Source organism: Marinomonas rhodophyticola (assembly GCF_026113935.1).
Taxonomy (GTDB): Bacteria; Pseudomonadota; Gammaproteobacteria; order Pseudomonadales; family Marinomonadaceae; genus Marinomonas; species Marinomonas rhodophyticola.
In genome coordinates, this window is record NZ_JAPEUL010000009.1 from 533025 (window position 1) to 550474 (window position 17450).

The following is a 17450-nucleotide window of genomic DNA, read 5'->3' on the forward strand; positions in this document are numbered from 1 at the left end:
TAGCCGTTTTTGGAGTTTGTAATAGCATGTTAGATCTTTTGCTCAGAGCCTTGTTAGGCGGATTGGGTGTGGCTGCCGTCGCGGGGCCGCTAGGGGCGTTTGTTGTTTGGCGACGGATGGCGTATTTTGGTGACACCTTGGCACACTCTGCTTTGCTGGGGGTGGCGTTAGGCTTTTTATTAGACATCAATCTGAACTTAGCCATTGTCGTTCTGTGTGTCGGTTTGGCCTTAGTATTGGTCACTTTGCAGAAGAAACACATTATCGCGACGGATACCTTATTGGGGATTTTAGCCCATTCAGCATTGTCACTGGGTTTGGTGGCGGTGAGCTTTTTGGACAATATTCGTATTGATTTGATGGCGTATTTGTTTGGTGATTTATTGGCGATTAACCAAGCCGACGTGTATTGGATTTATGGCGGTGGTTTGGCGGTTATCACTTTGTTGGTGACGTTCTGGAAGCCGCTATTAGCCGTCACGGTGAACGAAGAACTGGCGAAAGTGGAAGGCTATCCGGTTGAAGCGATTCGTTTATTGCTGATGTTGCTGGTGGCTTTGGTGATTGCTGTGGCGATGAAAATCGTCGGTGTGCTGTTAATTACTTCCCTAATGATTATTCCTGCTGCCACCGCGCGTAAGCTTTCTAGTACACCGATTCAGATGGCGTCGTTCGCTAGCTTCATTGGTTGTCTGGCTGTGTGTGGTGGGTTGTGGGCGTCTTATCGCTGGGACACGCCAACGGGCTCTAAGTGTTGTCGTATGCGCCGCCTTGTTGTTCTTGATCGCTTATACCTTACCGTTTAAACGTTTGCGTTAAGGTTGTGCGAAAGCGACTTTAAAAAAGCCACGTTGAGAAATCAACGTGGCTTTTTTAATGCATTTCATTTGAACGCAGTTTGATGCAGACGCAGAGTCCTGGGTGCGTGTTGGTGAGGATTAAATCACCATGGTGTAAAGAAACAATGGCTTGAACGAGTGTTAGTCCTAGACCATGCCCAAAGACTTCTTTTTTGCTGGTGAGACGTTTAAAACGCTGTGTCACAAAGTGCTGACTTTCTTCCGGTATGCCAGGACCTTGGTCTGTGACCTTGATGAGTGTATCACCCGACGACGTTGCGATGCTGAGTTGGATGATTTTGCTTTGTGGAGCGTATTTAATGGCATTGTCTAATAGGTTGGCAATGGCTTGGAAAATCAAAATTTGATCTGCATAAAATACATGTTTTTTATGGGCATCGAGATGCAGCTCAATACCGTGATTTTCGGCGAGCGGTTGATAATATTCGTAGACCTCATACAGCATGTCATAGGCATTGATCTTGTCTTTCTGGTGACAAATTTGTCCGGTTTCTACTTCTGACAACCGCATGATAGCGCGAAAAAGTACTTGAATTTGTTCGGTTTCTTTTATCGCGAATTCAAGCTCGTGTTGCTCTTCGCCTTGGACCCGTTCTGATAGGTTAATCAATTTATGCTGTAGGCGCGTGAGCGGGGTTCTCAGTTCGTGTGCGACGTGACTGGTGATGTCGCGCACTTCTTCCATGAGTTTTTGTGTGCGTCCTAAGACGAGGTTAATCTCTTGGCTGAGTCGGCCAAACTCATCACCGTTATTTTTATAACTGACCCTGACATCGTGCTTGCCGCGGGCGTAGTCTTCCAAAACATCAATAATGTGATTCACTCGATAGAGGTTATGTAGGCTAAACGGTAGGCTGATGAATAAAATAGTGAGCTGTATGGCCAATAATCCAGCTCCCGTCATCAGTGGAATAAGACGCGTTTGTTGGATCATGGGTTGTACGTTATAAGCGTTAAAATACATACCACCATCGACCAGAGGAACCAATAGTCCTAGCAGCTCAATACTGGGGCTTTTTAACGACAAGATTCGTGGTGGATTGGTGTTGTTTTGCTGTAACGCCTCTATGTGACTGTCTGATAAATAGCGCTTATCACCAGATAATATTCGGCTATTGGCATCAAAGATGAAAGTGAAGTGGTCTTTTCGGCTTTCAGTGATGTTGGTTTTTGCTAACAGCTCTGCCAGTTGGACGCTGTTGTTATAGGCTATGTTTAATTTTTGCTTTTCAAGGTTTTCAAAAATCATGCTTCGCACATGACTTTTCATGATGTTTTCCAAAATTGCGTTGCTGATAAAAATGGCGGCACAGGAAATCAATAAGCAAATAAAAGCGATAGTGGCGGCTTGTCGAAAGCTGCTGCTGTGCAGCAAGGGCTTAATAAACACAGGGTTATCCTAATGCATAGCCAACTGAGCGAATGGTTCGAATAATGGGGCTTTTTGATCCACCGTCTAACTTTTGTCTTAGTTTGGAGAGGTGAACGTCTAATATGTTTGTTTGCGGATCAAAATGATATCCCCACGCTTTTTCTAGCAACATGCTACGGGTGACGGTTTGTCCTGGGTGTTCTGCTAGGACATACAGCAGTTTGAATTCTTTATTGGTTAGATCGATACGTTGTCCGGAACGTGTGACCTCGTGACGTTCAAGGTTGATCATCATGTCTTTGATTTTAATAAAATTAGTTGATGCGATTTTTTGGGTACGACAATAAAGGCGCTCTAATCGCAACAGCAGTTCGGTAAAGTCGAAAGGCTTGCCTAGATAGTCATCGGCGCCCGCTCTTAACCCTTCTATGCGATCTGACGTTTGGTCGTTGGCAGACAGAATGAGTACAGGAGGGTGAGGTATTTCACCTAGTAAGCCAAGTAGTTGAATGCCGTCGATTTTAGGAATAATTCGGTCTAGTAGGATGACATCAAAAACTTCTTCTTTAATCAGCATGAGCGCGTCTTCGCCATTGTCTATCAGCTTACATGTATGTCCTGATACATGAAGTTTGTTGCTAATCCAATGGCTAACAGAAGCATCATCTTCAACAACGAGAATACGCATAGTTATGATCTCTCAGAACAAAAAGTGGCAGGGAGGACGCATGAATCATAGTATAAAATGATAATGATTATCAATTCAATAAAGTGTGTTTTGAATATATCTATGCATCGGTTGTGTCTCCACTTACCGAATAAGGTTGATTAATATATTTTTTCTATACAAATCATTGATTTATGGTTTTTATTACATTTTTTGATGATATTAGCCTCTATCCTAGCAATTGAGTTACAAAGAGCCAGCCTCTATTCATTAAGCATTCTTAATGCTTTGTGTGTTGAGTCGAAAATAAGAATGAATCTTAATAGTAGCGTTGAACTTTGTGTGAATAGGCTCATGACGGATTTTTGTATTTTTTCAGCGTTGATTTTCGCCCTGATGTGGGCCGTTGTTTCGGATGTGTTTTATCGTCGTATTGACAATGTGTTGATCGGTGGTCTGCTGTTCGGTTGGGTAGTGGCAGTGCTTCTGTCTGTCTGTTCTTTTGGGACCTATGTTCAGATGAGCCAAACGGAATTATTTCGCTACTTGCTTTTCTCTGTGGCTGGGGCGCTTTGTGTCTTGCTGGTAGGGGGAGGATTATTTTTAGTGGGACAGGTTGGTGCGGGCGATATTAAGCTGATGTCTGTGTTGTGTTTGTGGGTAGGTTACGATGATCAATTGGGTTTTTTGATGATAACCGCCTTAATAGGAGGAACGCTGGCTCTGTCTGCGCCTATTTTTTCTTATATTGAGTCAAAGGGAAGTGAGCTTATGGTGCGTGTGTTAACCCAGTATCCTAGGCTAAGTGTGCCTGCACCCGTAGCGCGTGCCAATGATGGTATCAGGGGAGTGCCTTATGGTGTGGCGATTTCCGTTGGGGCTGGGTGTTTTTTTGGGCCTCGTCTTTTCCATGTTTTTTAATCTACGTAGGGTTTTAATGCGCTCAGTGCGGCTTTTTAGTAAAGATAATCAGGCGTTAGTATCTGTTGAGTTTGCTTTGCTTTTCCCCGTGATTATTTTTAGCTCAATGATGTTAATTGAATTGATTAGAATTGCAGTGGTGATTGTGTTTGTTGGTCGTACTTTAGACAATGTTGTTCAGGCACTTCCTTCAGAGAAGGCATTTTTATCGTTGAAAGAAGAGGATAAAAGTCAATGGTTAAGCCATGACATTGTAAAGCAGTCTTATGGCATGGTTTCCATAGAAAACATTGATGTAACATTTCAAACGTTTTCGATTTCTAGTTATTCTAAAAATATAAAACTGGATGATTCCCATTCTACTTCTATGTTAAATATTAGCCTGTTACTTAATGAAAATTTTATAACGCCTTTGCCTTATTTTTTTGGACTAGGAAATTCTTTCCAACATGAATATAGACAGGTTGTTGGCGACCTGATAAATACTTCGGTATTATAAAAGAGTATGTGGTTTTTCATGCTAAACATCATGGTATCTTGGAGAAAATAGAGTGTGAGGGAAATCTTGTTGAAGCTAAGAGCAATGATAGTGAGCAGTCGAACCCTTATTTACAAAATCATTGCTGTTCTTAGTTTAATAATGGCCTTTGTAGGGATTATGGTACCCGGTATTCCTGCAACCGAGTTCATACTGCTGTGCGCGTGGTCGTCATCAAAATGTTCCCCTAGAATTCATCGATTCCTGCATAATAATCGCTTTACAGGGCCAGCTTTATATAATTGGAATAATGGCAAGGTAATTTCGAAAAGTAATAAAATACTATCGTCATTCAGCATGTTTTTCTGTGCATGTTTACTATTTTATAGCAAGGTTAATTCATACGTTTTGTTTTTTGCTTTATCCGGCATGTTTGTCGGTTTTTTATGGATGTGGTCTAGGCCGAATAAGGTAAATGATAATGTTAACTAGTATTATTTTTTCTTAATATAAATAAGATGGCTATTGATACGCCGTGTTTTTATTATATGGAAAGAATTTTAATGAGGCCCAATATGCAAACAATAGAAAAAGATCAAGACATCATGACATTTGCAAAGCGTTTAAAATATTCTACACGTACGAATCATGACAGTGTCGATTCACAGGTGATGAAGTCAGAGCCATTTGCCAATAAAGAAAACTACATAAAATTTTTGCGATTACAGCATATTTTCCATTTATCGGTTGCGCCTTTGTACCAGCGCGATGATTTACAAGTATTGTTTCCTGGATTAGCCGCCTTACCTAGACTGTCCGCCGTTGAGTCTGATCTTCGAGATTTAGGGGTAAATATGGCGGTTGATTCGTCTTTACTGGCAAGCATCACGGATCCGTATCAGGCGATAGGATGGCTGTATTGTAGTGAAGGGTCGAATATTGGTGCGGCATTTTTATACAAAGAAACTCAGAAATTGACGTTTGATGAAAATCATGGCGCTCGTCATTTAGCGGCTCACCCAGAAGGGCGAGCCTCCACATTGGCGTAAGTTCGTAGCTCAGCTAGACGCTTTGTCACTAACAGAAGAGCAGGAACAGCTGGCTGTTCAAGGGGCGATTGATGCATTTACGTTTTACAAGAAAACCTTAGCATCTATCGTCTGATTTTTTCATCCTATTGCTCGCTTTATAGATTTTACCTCATCGATAACCGTTTTTATCAAAGCCACTTAGGCACACCTAGGTGGCTTTATTATTTTCCTATTTTATACCTGTAATCTGTAATAAAACTGGGTGTTATTTCGTCTAATAAGCTCAGATCAAGTTGTGTGGTTTTCTGCCATTTGCTACTCCCAAGAAGGACGTTTCATGATGAGTTTTACTAGTATCCGTAGCCGTCTACGGGCGAGTTATTTAGTGTTGTTGGTATTGCTGGTGCTAGTGGTGGCGTTGTCAGTGAGTCGTTTTCAGCTCCTATCAGGCAATATCCGCAGTATTGTGGATGAAAACGCGGCTTTAGTTGAGTTGGCCGGTGAGCTAAACGTTAACGCTGAAAGCTTGGCCAGTCGCCTGTTGTTGCTGTTTGTTCTAGAGGAACGAGACGCTCGAGTCGCTATTTACAAAGAAATTGATGAGCGAAATAGCAATCTTGATAGCAGTTTGGAAAAAATGGCTCTGTTGGTACAAACTCCTCAGGATAAAGCGGTTGTTGAGGGTTTAAAAATCCAACGAAAGGTATATCAGGATGCACTTCAGGCTACCGTCGAGGCCTTGGAGTTTGGTGAGCTAGAGGAGGCAAAAAAACGGATGGCGGGTTCTGACTCGTGATGAGCTACAAACCTTTTTAAAGCAAACGTCTGCGTTATCCGAGTATGAGCGTAGCTTGATGCAAGCTCGGCAGAAAGAGGTCTTGTCTGAATCCGAGTTGGCTATTTGGCTCACAGTCGGGGTAGGGCTTTTGGCGGTTTTCATTGGTTTGATCATGTCGGTTTTGATTACCCGTAGTATCGTAAATCCGCTTAATTATGTGATTGCACTGTTAGATAAATTTGCCCATGGTGACTTTTCTCAAGAGATTACATCAGCGCAGAAGGGAGAGATTGGTCAGCTACTGGACAGTGTTAAACGTATGCGGGTCAGTTTAGCGAATGTCATTAGGCAAATTGATAAGAGTGCCAGAACGGTTGTTGATGCCGTTGGTGCCATTCGTATGAATGTGGCGGATGTGAATCAGGGATCCAATACTCAGACCTCTATGGCCGGTGAGATTCAATTGTCTGTTAGCGAGCTATCGAATGCCGCGAATGTAATGGCTGATCATGTCAGTGTGTCGCGCAATCAAGCGGAAGCGGCTCATGATTTAGCCAAACATGGCAAAAAGGTGATTACTTCTGCGGCGAAAGACATTACAGCGGTTGCCGCTTATATTGAAGAGACGTCTCATGCTGTGGCGGAATTGAATAAAAGTGCAGCGACCGTCACAGAGTTTGTAAACAGCATTCGTAGTGTGGCTGAGCAAACCAATTTGTTGGCGCTGAATGCGTCTATCGAAGCGGCTCGTGCTGGGGAAAGTGGTCGAGGTTTTGCTGTGGTGGCGGACGAGGTGCGTAACTTGGCGACTAATACCGCACAAGTCACGGCGTCTATTGATAAGGTAATTACCACTATTAGCAGTTTGTCTATGCAGATTGCTAATGAAATGGTTGAAGGGCAGGAGAAGATGCGTCACGGTGTGGCGCAAATTGAAGCGGTGGTGGCGCCTCTTAGCCAATTAGAAGCCGATTCAGCCAATTCGCTGAAAAGCCTTGATGGTCTTTCACAATTGGCTCAGCAACAGGCAAGAGAAGCGCAAGATATGGCGGCGCACATTACTCGTATTGTTGACGTTACGACGAGCAATGAGCAAACATCAAAACGCTTGAGCAAGCTTACCGACGCGTTATCGGGTGCAGCCGAGCAAACCCATGACGCAACGTCTACGTTTACCTTGCCCGCGTAACGGGTGAACTTTTTATTTGTGTTTGGATAAGACATGGTCCAAAGAAAAAACACCTGCGCCACGGTACATAAGCAAAAGCGTGATGGCTAGCCATGTGGCGTGGGTTGGGTAGGCATCAGGATAGACAAACAGTTGAATCACCAATGTCATGCCCGCTAAACCAAATGCAGCGAAGCGGGTCAACAGGCCCGTTAAGATGAGGATGGGTAAAACATGTTCGGCCAACGTGGCCAATAAAGCGGCGACCATAGGAGGAATCAGCGGCAAGTTATATTCGTATTCAAACAGAAACAAGGTTGTTTCTTTGAGATGAGGCCAGCCTAATTGGGCTTGCATAGCGATAATATCTAAGGAAAAACCCTCTATTTTGGTTTGTCCTGACTGCCAAAAGACGGCCGCAATGGCGAACCGTGCGATAAACAAGACCATCGACTCGGGGATTTTGTTAAATAAGCGCTCACTGATTTGTAACATAGACGACACCATAATTTTCTCCTTGAGCCTGTTTGCTTTTAGGCATCGGCTTCCGACACGTTAGTGATTAATTTCCATTGAATGAGTTTTGCCAAACTGCTTCCAGTATCAAACGTCGCGTCATCCGGAATGGCTTGTTCAAGTGTTTTATTTTGCATAAGGCGTTGAATAAAAACCGCTTCGTTTTCACTGATAATATACACCTCACCATAAATAGAAGGCTTTGATAGAAGTAAGTACTCGCTATTATACGGCTGGATTTGGGCTAAATTTTGTTCGTGAGGTTGCTTATGGGCTAAATACAACGAACCAATTGCATAGCAAGAAGACATCACACTCGTGTTTGGTGATAAACCCAGCAACAATCTCGTTGGGTCTGAGGTGTTATTAAATGCCGCTGATATTTGCTCATGTTCAAGCGTTGGGTATTCTTGTGCATGAGTCAGTGTTAAGAGTTTGTGTTCTAGGTCAGCAAGATCGCCTAAAAATGGCACGCTTTTCGACGGTTCAAATGCACGAATGAAATCAGCAAACGTGGCCCCGTATTCTCCGATAATTGGGGTTTTAGGGAGGTTGTCTTGAAGGTATTCCCGTGCCATCGCGCGGAAAAATGCGTTTCCAACAAGCGTTTGCGAGACCGGAAAAATATCGGCTAACGCGTCGATTAAAGACACATAAACATTGTTGCGATAGACGTTGAAACGAATGGCTTTTTCCTCATCAGAATGGCCTTTGATTTCTTCATAAAAAGCCATATCTTGATGAAATAATGCGTCTCTAAAAGCCTTATTCATGACGGCTTTCCTGTCTTAAGTTTGTTCGTATGTGGTCCGCTTGTCGTGCTTCGGCCAGTAAAACCGACAGCGTGGGCAAATGGCCATCGCGTTCGATTAACGTCGGACGGTCACCCATTATAGTTAAGGTATGTTGATATAAGTCCCAAACTTCATGGGAAACTGGGGTGTCATGGCTGTCGATTTTTAGTGGTATTGTGGTGTTTTCATCCAAGCTATGACCTGCAAGGTGAATTTGCCCCACCGCGCTACTTGGAAAGCGATTAATGTAATCGAATGGGTTACTTCTATGATTAAAACAAGACACTTCGACGTTGTTAATGTCTAGCAGCAGCCCACAGCCTGTTCGATGAGCCATTTCAGCAATGAAATCAATTTCACTGCGATCACTGCGGTGGAACTCAAAATAGGTAGACGGGTTTTCAATTAAGACTTGGCGTTTTAGTGTCGATTGCAGTTGATCTATGTGTTCACATACACGGTTCAATGTGGCTTGGTTATAAGCCACGGGTAATAGATCGTTTAAAAAAACATTATCGTGGGTCGACCACGCGAGATGCTCAGAAAACACCTCGGGCTGCACCTCATCAACAAGCCGAGCGATGCGCTGTAAATGGGACGGATCTAACGGCATGTCTGCGCCAATAGACAAGCCGACACCGTGTATGGTGAACGCATAATGCTCTCTGATTTTTTGCAAATAGTAGCGTGCTGGTCCACCTAAGCTTAGATAATTTTCCGCATGGATCTCGAAAAAGCCAAGTTCTGGACGACGGTCTAAAATGTCATGGTAATAGGAAGGTTTTAGGCTGATGCCAGTGGTTTCAATAAAGCTCGAAGGCGCTGACGCGCCTTGGCTTTGTTTTGGCGTAAATACCATGGTGTACCAGTCGCCTTAGAAGGCGTTCAATTGGCCATGGCCAGTTGAAGAAGTTTTAGATTCCATCTCCACGCAAGTGCCGGCAGGGACTAATTTCCATGCATTAGATTGGTAGTCTGTTTTCGACGTGCCAGCGCAAGAAGTGCCTGGACCTGCAGCACAGTCGTTTTGACCTGCAAGCGCCACACCGTAACATTTTTCTTTACTGGCGGCTTCGGCAGGAGAGGTTACCGCCACAGCCGAAAGGGCAATCGCTGAACCAAGAGCTAGAGACAAAGATAATTTAGTACTTTTCATGGGTCGATCCTCGGTGTTGTATAAAGGGAAACGCGCATAGCTTGTTATTACATTGTCTTTGACGTGAGAGATCTTGGCTTTATTACACAAAAAATGAAAATTATTTTTCTTCGGGACTCTTTTGTTTTTGTATAAGCTTGCGACAGCGCTCGTAATGTCTCCATTTGTTGGCCAAATTGGCGACAAGGTGAGCAGATGGCGGTATGCATGGCCAAATTTATTTTTTCTTTGGTGCTGAGTGGGCGATCTAGCTTTTCAGAGAGCATTTGGGTTGCTTGTTTGCACTTCATCATTTACGACGTCTCCTTTTGAAACCAGTGATCTTCTAGGCACTCGCGTAAGCGCAGACGGGCGCGGTATAAAGTGACATTAAGACTACTGATCGATACCGCTTCGATGTGACAAATTTCTGGCGTTTCCATTTCGAGAAATTCACGCATCATAAACAGCCGACCATATTTTGCGGGTAAGACTTCCAAACACGCATCAAAAATACGCCAGAAGTCTTCATTCTCAACCTCATGGTCTGGTTGATCCCATTTTTTTGGGCGTTCATCTTTCTGCCAGTGACCATTTTCTTCAAATAGGTATTCGATCAAGGCATCACCACTTAGGTTTGGGCCTTCTTCTAGTTGACTGGCGGCGGTATGACGCTTTTCTTTGCGTAGTAGATCAATCAATTTGTTCTTTAAAATAGACAATACCCAAGTCTTAAAAGCGGCTTGGCGCGCGAAACGGTCAATGTGCTGATAAGCGGACAACATGGCTTCTTGCACAGCGTCTTCCGCTAATTGACTATCTCGCACTTGTAGCTTAGCAAACTTCAGCATCTGAACACGTAATGCTTCTATAAACGCTATATCTTGAAAGAGGCTTTCTGCCTCTGAATGGTCCCTATCAATAGAAAGATGTGCGTTAGTCATTTCAGTCTCGCGGTATTTGTCATGTTTGGACGCTGTGAGTGTGGTTTTTATTACGTTTCAAATGTGTTTTTTATGTATTTTTTGAGTCTGCTTTTGCTTCTGCTAAGTATTCATCTTTTAATTTGACGTAATTCAGTCCAGCGTACTGAAAGTATTCTATTTCTTTCTCGTTGAGTGGCCGGATTTGTTTCACTGGAGATCCCATGTACATAAAGCCTGTTTCTAAACGCTTGCCGGTGGCACCAAAGAGCCCGCACCGATGATGACTTCGTCTTCAATCACAGCGCCATCCAGAATGGTGGTTCCCATGCCAACCAAGACTCGGCTGCCAATCGTACAGCCATGTAACATGGCCATGTGACCCACTGTGACGTCGTCGCCAATGTCTAGAGGATGACCTTCTGGCTTGTAAGCGCTAGCGTGGGTAATGTGCAGACAAGAATTATCTTGGATGCTGGTGCGCGCACCAATGCGAATGCGGTGCATATCTCCGCGTATAGCGACCAACGGCCAGACAGAGCTGTCTTCGCCTATGGTGACATCGCCAATAACCACCGCGCTGTCATCGACCCAAACTCGGTCGCCTAATTGTGGTGTTTTACCACGGAAAGATTTCATCACCATAAATTCTCTCTTATAAGGGGGATTGCTAGTAAAATGTGTTAATAAATGATGGAACTATTAGCACAATAGGGTTTTATGCATTGAAAAAGTATTAAGACAACCTATCTTAGTAAGCATAGTATTGACCAATGCAATACAGCGTTCAATTAATATAAAAGGATATCATGATATGTCACAGTCTGTATGGGACGCGACCAGCTTACCGAATTTTACCGATGTCGATGTTGCTAACATTGAAGCGGATCTAGAGAAACTGCTAAAGCGCAATCAAGAAGCCATCGACGCTTGTGTTAGGGAAAATACCCATCCAACATGGGCAAGCCTGGTTTTGCCATTGGATCAATTGCACGATGACTTAAACAATTTTTGGTCGCCGATTGGTCATTTGAATTCAGTCAAAAATACGCCTGAATTGCGAGCTGCTTATAATGCCTGCTTGCCAAAACTGACTCAGTACTACACTGACCTTGGGCAAAACAAAGCCTTGTACCAAGCCTATAAAACCCTTGCCCAAAGCGATGCGGCCAAGAGTCTGACAACAGCACAAAGCGAAGCCTTAACACAAACCATTCGGGATTTTGAATTATCGGGCGTAGGTTTAGAAGGCGAGAGTAAAAAACGTTATGGCGAGATCAGCCAACGTTTGTCTGAGCTGGGTAGTCAGTTTGGTGAAAACGTGTTGGATGCGACACAAGCGTGGAGTAAGTTAATCACCGACGAAAGCGAGCTGTCTGGTCTACCTGAATCGGCCCTAGCACAAGCGAAGCAAATGGCCGAAGCCAAAGAAAAGGATGGTTGGTTATTCACTCTAGACTTCCCATCCTATATGCCAGTGATGAGTTACGCTGACAACGCCGCTTTGAGGGAAGAAATGTATCGCGCTTTCGCCACTCGCGCCTCAGACCAAGGTGGCGACATCAAATTCAATAACGCGCCTTTGATCGACGAGATTTTGGCATTGCGTCATGAGATGGCTCATATTCTCGGTTTTGAAAACTACGCTGAATTGTCCGTCGCGACAAAAATGGCAGACAACGGACAGCAAGTTATCGACTTCTTGGAAGATCTTGCTAAAAAATCAAAAAGCTCGGCAGAACAAGATCTTGCACAGCTAACAGCGTTTGCGAAAGACGAAAATGGCGTGGAAACATTAAATGCTTGGGACATGACTTACTACGCAGAAAAATTGCGTCAGCATAAGTACAGCATTTCCCAAGAAGAGCTGCGCCCTTATTTCCCAATGAACAAGGTTTTGTCTGGATTGTTTCACGTGGCACAAACCTTATTTGGTGTGGATATTCGTGAAGAAAAAGAATTTGATAGCTATAACAAGGATTTACAGCTTTTCACTATCAGCAAAGACGGTGAGGACATCGCTCGCTTTTATCTAGATCCTTACGCGCGCGAAGCAAAACGCGGTGGCGCATGGATGGATTCTTGTCGTACTCGTCGTCGCTTGAGCGACAACCGTTTACAGTTACCCATTGCGTATTTGGTATGTAACTTTACGCCACCTATCGGTAACAAACCGGCTTTGTTAACCCATGATGAAGTCACTACTTTATTCCATGAGTTTGGCCATGGCTTGCATCATATGTTGACCCAAGTCGATGTTTCATCCGTATCAGGTATTAACGGTGTCGCGTGGGATGCGGTGGAATTGCCAAGTCAATTTATGGAAAACTGGTGCTATGAGCCAGAGGCGCTTGCCCATATCGCAGGTCATTACGAAACGGGCGAACCGTTGCCACAAGACTTGTTAGACAAGATGCTGGCGGCGAAGAATTTCCAATCCGGCATGCAGATGATGCGTCAGCTTGAGTTTTCTTTGTTCGATTTCCGTTTGCACATGGAATACCAAAAAGGCATTTCTGTGCAATCCGTTATTAACGATGTGCGTCGCAAAGTGGCAGTAACCACACCGCCTGAGTTTAACCGTTTCCAAAATAGCTTCTCGCATATTTTTGCTGGTGGTTACGCGGCGGGCTACTACAGCTATAAATGGGCGGAAGTCTTGTCGGCCGATGCCTTCTCGAAATTCGAAGAGGACGGTATCTTCAATAGGGATACCGGTGCACGCTTCCGTGATACCATATTGGCCAATGGCGGCTCTCGTCCAGCCGCAGAATTATTCGCGGAATTCCGTGGTCGTGAGCCAAGTACTGATGCCTTATTGAGACACAGCGGCATCGCGGCGTAGGTTTTGTTTTTGCAAGGAAGCAGCGTCTCACTTGATGGCTATCAGGTGAGACGCTGCTTTTTTATGACGTTGTTTAGGGCGTCACTTTTTAAAGGTAGTTGGGTTATGACTGTAAAACGCTTTATCGCAGGGGCAGTGTGCCCTCGTTGTAGTGAGATGGATAAGATTCGTGCATGGCGTGATGATGAGGTTGAAAAACAGTATCGCGAATGCATAGTGTGTGGTTACACGGATGAGCAGTCGACTGTGGTGCAAGCACAGCCAACCGAGATTCCGACTCGCGTAAATAAACCGCACAGCAGTGCGCCGCAAGCGGAAGAAATGGTGATTAACTTTATACCGAATCCGGGTTCGACTAAGCACTAGATTATTACAAGCTAGAGGGATCTTTATTGTGAAAATGATAGTGGAAGTGATTGGAAAGGTTGAACAAGGTTATAGCAATCCATATGAGTGTTTAGATGAGGATGGGAATTCTTTTATTGTTAAAGGCTTGCCTCGATCCAGTCAAATTAATGAGTGGATATGTGCTAATTTAGCAACGGATTTTGGTCTTCCTATTGCAGAATACGAGCTGGTTGAAATACCTGAAGAGCTATATTTTGAATTAGATTTTAATACTCAGTTTGACCTAGGTTGCGGCCCTATTTTTGGTTCGAAGAAGATCCAGTTAGCGCAGTGGTTTGAGCCTAAAACGATGCAGCATATCGTCACTGAAGAGGAAAAGTTAAAGATTTTCCTTTTTGATTATTGGGTGAAAAATGCTGATAGAAATAGTGATAACACGAACCTTTTGGTTAGTGATAAGCGTATTAGAGTAATCGATCACAATAATGCTTTTGATAAAAAATACACGAGAAGTGATGTTTTAAATCATCTTTTTTATGATCAGATTAACAAAAAATGGCTCAATGATTTGGTGTTTAGAGCTGAGTTTATTGGACAGATTGAAGATATTTTTCTTAATTTAAATAACATTATTGGTTCTCTGCCAGAAGAGTGGCAGTATAGTGATTCACCTATCAACACCCTTAAAGCAGATATTGATCTTGTTGCAATAGAGAACACTTTAAGCCGTTATACTGACGATGATTTTTGGTTTTTTGTATGAAAAAATATGCTTGCAAATACGTTGTTCTGCGCTTTGCTCCCTACAGTGAAACTGGTGAGTTTGCCAATGTGGGCGTACTTCTTTATTCAAAAAGCCATAATTTCTTTGTATTCAAGGTAGATACATCTGATATTGGTGCTAGGGTATCAAGGTTTTTTCATATTGATGATAAGCAAGTGTTCAAGTTTGCAATGGCTTCTTATCAGAAAGAATTAGCTTTTATTCAAGAACAAGTAGCTCACCATTACATGACCGCACAAGAGGCTTTTGATTTCTTGGTGAAGCCTCGTGCAACCTTGCTGCGTTTTAGCGAAGTTCGAACCGTTATAACGGACTCAATTGACGGAACACTTGATAGTATATTTGCTCGTATGGTTAGCCACAGCTCAAGTTCTCAGGCTAAAAGTAGGCAAAAACTCAGCGGCCTTTTAAGGTCTCAATTAGACTTATTGCACCTAGAAAGACCGTTTAGGCAGCATAGGTTTGCAAAAAGTGGGTTCGAAGCAACTTATAACTTTACGCAATTAGGAGAAAAAGGCGAACCATTAAAGCTAATTCAACCTATTGAGCTAAGTGATCGACTTACTCCAAAAGAAATTTTTGAAGTGGTTGATGGTAATGAAGTACGTTTAAATCGTATGGCTAGCTTAGAATTGCTTCCCAAGAAAGTCCTTCTCCCGTTTTCTTTGAGCGAAAATAGGACGAAAGAAGCTGATGAGGCTTGGTCTATTGTTAAAAGTGAGTTGAGCAATATTGGTGAATTAGTCGATATTCAGAATAAAGCAGCTATTGAGAAATTTGCGAAGCACTGATTGCGTGATGTTGAACACAAAAAAGCGGACCCACTTCACCGTCGGTCCGTTTTTTTTGCTTTTTACATGTTAAATCAAGCTTACAGTAAATATAACGTTAAGCCTTGGTTAACCAAAGTACATCTAGTGGCTCGATAAGGTTCAGGGATGGTAAATCAATCAACGCCTTGTCGAGTAAATTAATGGCGGTGTCTTGCCCCATTAATTCGCTGAGTGATTGACCAAGAGGAAGGCGCTCCAGCGGTATTAGGTGTTCGCTCATGTTGGCGATGACGACGAGTGTTTTGTCCCCTTGTTGTCGCTTAAAAGCGAATAAATGTTCGCTGCCAAGAGAAACCAGCTCAAACTCTTGCGCAGCAAAAAGTGGATTGGCTTTGCGGATTTGAATCATTTCTCGGATTAACTGAGCAATTTTGCCCTGAGGGGTACTAGTGTCTGCAGCCAACGCGAGATCGTCGTTGGTGAGCTTCTTACGATGTACCCAGCGGCTGTCATCGACTTTCGTTGGATCATTCAAATAATCATTGTTGTTAAGCACGCCAAGGTCGTCGCCTTGGTACAACAATGGAATGCCGGGCATGGCGAAGTTAATACCGTTTAGTACTCGAATACGCTTGATGGCATGATCCAGTAGCAACGGATCGTCTGCGGCGATAGCGGTTTCTACACCAGCCAGTGACGCCAGTGTACCACACACTCGGCAGTCGCCATTGACTGGGTTTTCTTGAAAGGGGACGCCGGCCGCAAAAGAGCCTTCAAACTGTCCCGTATAGAATTGGTTTAAGAAGCGACGATGGCCGATGCCATCAATGCCAAGACGATCAGAAATGGCGTCATCCCATAACCAGCCAATATCGTCATGACAGCGAATATAGTTAATCCAAGTAGTATGCTCTGGAATTGCAAAGCTGCGCTCAAGAGATTGGTATAACAAGTTGGTTTGACGTGTCGCTAGGCTTTCCCACAATAATGCCATCATCAAGGGATTGTAAGACAGGGTGCATTCGTCGGCACCAATGTATTTGTTCACTTCGTCCGGGTGGACAATGGCTTCGGATTTAAACACCACTTGTGGTGCGGCAATGTCTAAGCAGGCTTTGAATGCTTTGATTAAATTGTGGGCCTTCGGTAAGTTCTCGCATACTGTGCCTTTTTCTTTCCAAACAAAGGCTAAGGCATCGAGTCGCAAGACATCACAGCCGTTTAAAATAAGATGCAGCATTTCTTCTACGACGGCGACAAACACCGCTGGGTTGGAATAGTTTAAATCCCATTGGAACGAGTTAAAAGTCGTCCAAACATGGCGGTCTAATTCGGGCAAATAGGTAAAACTACCGCGGCGAATTTGTGGGAAAATTTCGCGCACGGTTTGGTTGTATTCCATGGCGTCTTGTTCGCCCATGAAGTAATAATATTCTTGATACTCTTTATCGCCAGATTTGGCGGCTTCGGCCCAACGATGCTCATCGGAAGTGTGGTTGAACACAAAGTCCAACACCATGCGAATGCCTTTCTTGTGCAGCGCGGCAGCGAGATCTTTTAAGTCTTTGTTGGTGCCTAAATTAGGAGACACAGTACGATAATCTGAAATCGCATAACCGCCGTCACTGTTACCTTCTGGTGATAGATACAGTGGCATTAAATGGACATAATTGATGCCTAACGATTCAAAATACGGAATCTTGTCGATTAAGGAGCTCAGATCATCCGCTAATAGATCTACATACACGGCAATACCAACATTCTGATTCGACTCGAACCAAAATTCTGATTTGTCTTTGATTTGTGCTGGGCGTTTTTTCTTTTGAAAATCGATGAAAGACTGCAGTAATACTTTGAGATGAAAGTGCAGGTCGAAACAGTGCTGGTAGAGCGGAAAAAGTTGCTCAAACAATGGTTGAAAATTCGTTTCTAAGCGAGAGATGAAAGTGGTTTTTTGTTGCGAAGTGAGCGGACTAAAATCCAATTCGGATAACAGGCGTTGCTGTGTTTTTTGCGCTTCGAAAGAGAAATCCATGACCATATAGTTGCCTTTTGAG

The 17450-nt window shown here is 43.6% G+C and carries 20 protein-coding genes and 2 pseudogenes; 12 read left to right on the top strand and 10 right to left on the bottom strand.

Going from position 1 to position 17450, the window contains the following annotated elements; all coding sequences use genetic code 11:
- Positions 1-26: 26 nt before the first annotated feature.
- Positions 27-819, top strand: a pseudogene (gene znuB / locus ONZ52_RS17010) (zinc ABC transporter permease subunit ZnuB).
- Positions 820-873: 54 nt separating this feature from the next.
- Here the strand turns inward: znuB and ONZ52_RS17015 are convergent.
- Together ONZ52_RS17015 and ONZ52_RS17020 are read right to left on the bottom strand one after the other, a co-directional pair.
- Positions 874-2250, bottom strand: a complete 1377-nt coding sequence (locus tag ONZ52_RS17015; protein WP_265219887.1) for a sensor histidine kinase — start codon at positions 2248-2250, stop codon at positions 874-876.
- Positions 2251-2254: 4 nt separating this feature from the next.
- Complete coding sequence (locus ONZ52_RS17020) at positions 2255-2920, bottom strand: response regulator transcription factor (protein ID WP_265219888.1); 666 nt, start codon at positions 2918-2920, stop codon at positions 2255-2257.
- A 291-nt stretch (positions 2921-3211) separates the two neighbouring features.
- On the opposite strand from ONZ52_RS17020, the gene ONZ52_RS17025 reads away from it, so the two are divergent.
- The 7 genes from ONZ52_RS17025 to ONZ52_RS17055 all read left to right on the top strand — a co-directional run bounded on the left by ONZ52_RS17025 (position 3212) and on the right by ONZ52_RS17055 (position 7296).
- Entirely contained in the window at positions 3212-3820 is a 609-nt protein-coding gene (locus tag ONZ52_RS17025; RefSeq protein ID WP_265219889.1) for an A24 family peptidase, read from the top strand.
- Between the two features lie 16 nt (positions 3821-3836).
- Entirely contained in the window at positions 3837-4319 is a 483-nt protein-coding gene (locus ONZ52_RS17030; protein ID WP_265219890.1) for a TadE/TadG family type IV pilus assembly protein, read from the top strand.
- Between the two features lie 84 nt (positions 4320-4403).
- Positions 4404-4790: a YbaN family protein gene (locus ONZ52_RS17035; protein WP_265220317.1), complete on the top strand. Its 387-nt coding sequence runs from the start codon at positions 4404-4406 to the stop codon at positions 4788-4790.
- A gap of 83 nt (positions 4791-4873) precedes the next feature.
- Positions 4874-5347, top strand: a complete 474-nt coding sequence (locus ONZ52_RS17040; RefSeq protein ID WP_265219891.1) for a biliverdin-producing heme oxygenase — start codon at positions 4874-4876, stop codon at positions 5345-5347.
- A gap of 22 nt (positions 5348-5369) precedes the next feature.
- A complete protein-coding gene (locus ONZ52_RS17045; RefSeq protein WP_265219892.1) occupies positions 5370-5462 on the top strand; it encodes a hypothetical protein in 93 nt (30 codons plus the stop codon).
- 204 nt (positions 5463-5666) lie between these two features.
- Positions 5667-6125 carry an MCP four helix bundle domain-containing protein gene (locus tag ONZ52_RS17050; RefSeq protein WP_265219893.1) on the top strand — a complete coding sequence of 153 codons (459 nt, stop codon included), beginning with the start codon at positions 5667-5669 and terminating at the stop codon, positions 6123-6125.
- A 58-nt stretch (positions 6126-6183) separates the two neighbouring features.
- Positions 6184-7296: a methyl-accepting chemotaxis protein gene (locus ONZ52_RS17055; RefSeq protein WP_265219894.1), complete on the top strand. Its 1113-nt coding sequence runs from the start codon at positions 6184-6186 to the stop codon at positions 7294-7296.
- 12 nt (positions 7297-7308) lie between these two features.
- Here ONZ52_RS17055 and ONZ52_RS17060 read toward each other — a convergent pair whose 3' ends face one another.
- The 7 genes and pseudogenes from ONZ52_RS17060 to ONZ52_RS17090 form a co-directional block, all read right to left on the bottom strand.
- A complete protein-coding gene (locus tag ONZ52_RS17060) occupies positions 7309-7782 on the bottom strand; it encodes a DoxX family protein (RefSeq protein WP_265219895.1) in 474 nt (157 codons plus the stop codon).
- A 26-nt stretch (positions 7783-7808) separates the two neighbouring features.
- Complete coding sequence (locus tag ONZ52_RS17065) at positions 7809-8564, bottom strand: HvfC/BufC N-terminal domain-containing protein (protein ID WP_265219896.1); 756 nt, start codon at positions 8562-8564, stop codon at positions 7809-7811.
- Positions 8557-9444 (bottom strand): MNIO family bufferin maturase, encoded by an 888-nt coding sequence (gene bufB / locus ONZ52_RS17070; RefSeq protein WP_265219897.1) that lies wholly within the window; start codon positions 9442-9444, stop codon positions 8557-8559. The genes ONZ52_RS17065 and bufB overlap by 8 nt, the downstream gene beginning before the upstream one ends.
- 15 nt (positions 9445-9459) lie before the next feature.
- The gene (locus ONZ52_RS17075; RefSeq protein WP_265219898.1) at positions 9460-9741 is read right to left on the bottom strand and encodes a BufA1 family periplasmic bufferin-type metallophore; all 282 of its coding nucleotides are present in this window, start codon (positions 9739-9741) and stop codon (positions 9460-9462) included.
- A gap of 47 nt (positions 9742-9788) precedes the next feature.
- A complete protein-coding gene (locus ONZ52_RS17080; RefSeq protein WP_321160361.1) occupies positions 9789-10034 on the bottom strand; it encodes a zf-HC2 domain-containing protein in 246 nt (81 codons plus the stop codon).
- Positions 10035-10664, bottom strand: a complete 630-nt coding sequence (locus ONZ52_RS17085; RefSeq protein WP_265219899.1) for an RNA polymerase factor sigma-70 — start codon at positions 10662-10664, stop codon at positions 10035-10037.
- 70 nt (positions 10665-10734) lie between these two features.
- Positions 10735-11288: pseudogene (locus tag ONZ52_RS17090) on the bottom strand (gamma carbonic anhydrase family protein).
- Between the two features lie 169 nt (positions 11289-11457).
- Here ONZ52_RS17090 and prlC point away from each other — a divergent pair.
- The 4 genes from prlC to ONZ52_RS17110 all read left to right on the top strand — a co-directional run bounded on the left by prlC (position 11458) and on the right by ONZ52_RS17110 (position 15411).
- On the top strand, positions 11458-13488 hold the full coding sequence (gene prlC, locus ONZ52_RS17095; protein ID WP_265219900.1) for an oligopeptidase A: 2031 nt from the start codon (positions 11458-11460) through the stop codon (positions 13486-13488).
- Positions 13489-13593: 105 nt separating this feature from the next.
- Entirely contained in the window at positions 13594-13854 is a 261-nt protein-coding gene (locus tag ONZ52_RS17100) for a YheV family putative zinc ribbon protein (RefSeq protein ID WP_111637275.1), read from the top strand.
- Positions 13855-13888: 34 nt separating this feature from the next.
- Positions 13889-14599 carry a HipA family kinase gene (locus ONZ52_RS17105; protein WP_321160377.1) on the top strand — a complete coding sequence of 237 codons (711 nt, stop codon included), beginning with the start codon at positions 13889-13891 and terminating at the stop codon, positions 14597-14599.
- Entirely contained in the window at positions 14596-15411 is an 816-nt protein-coding gene (locus tag ONZ52_RS17110) for a DUF3037 domain-containing protein (RefSeq protein ID WP_265219902.1), read from the top strand. The genes ONZ52_RS17105 and ONZ52_RS17110 overlap by 4 nt, the downstream gene beginning before the upstream one ends.
- Before the next feature lie 97 nt (positions 15412-15508).
- On the opposite strand, the gene ONZ52_RS17115 is transcribed toward ONZ52_RS17110, so the two are convergent.
- Positions 15509-17428 (bottom strand): alpha-amylase family protein, encoded by a 1920-nt coding sequence (locus tag ONZ52_RS17115; RefSeq protein ID WP_265219903.1) that lies wholly within the window; start codon positions 17426-17428, stop codon positions 15509-15511.
- Between the last annotated feature and the right edge of the window lie 22 nt (positions 17429-17450).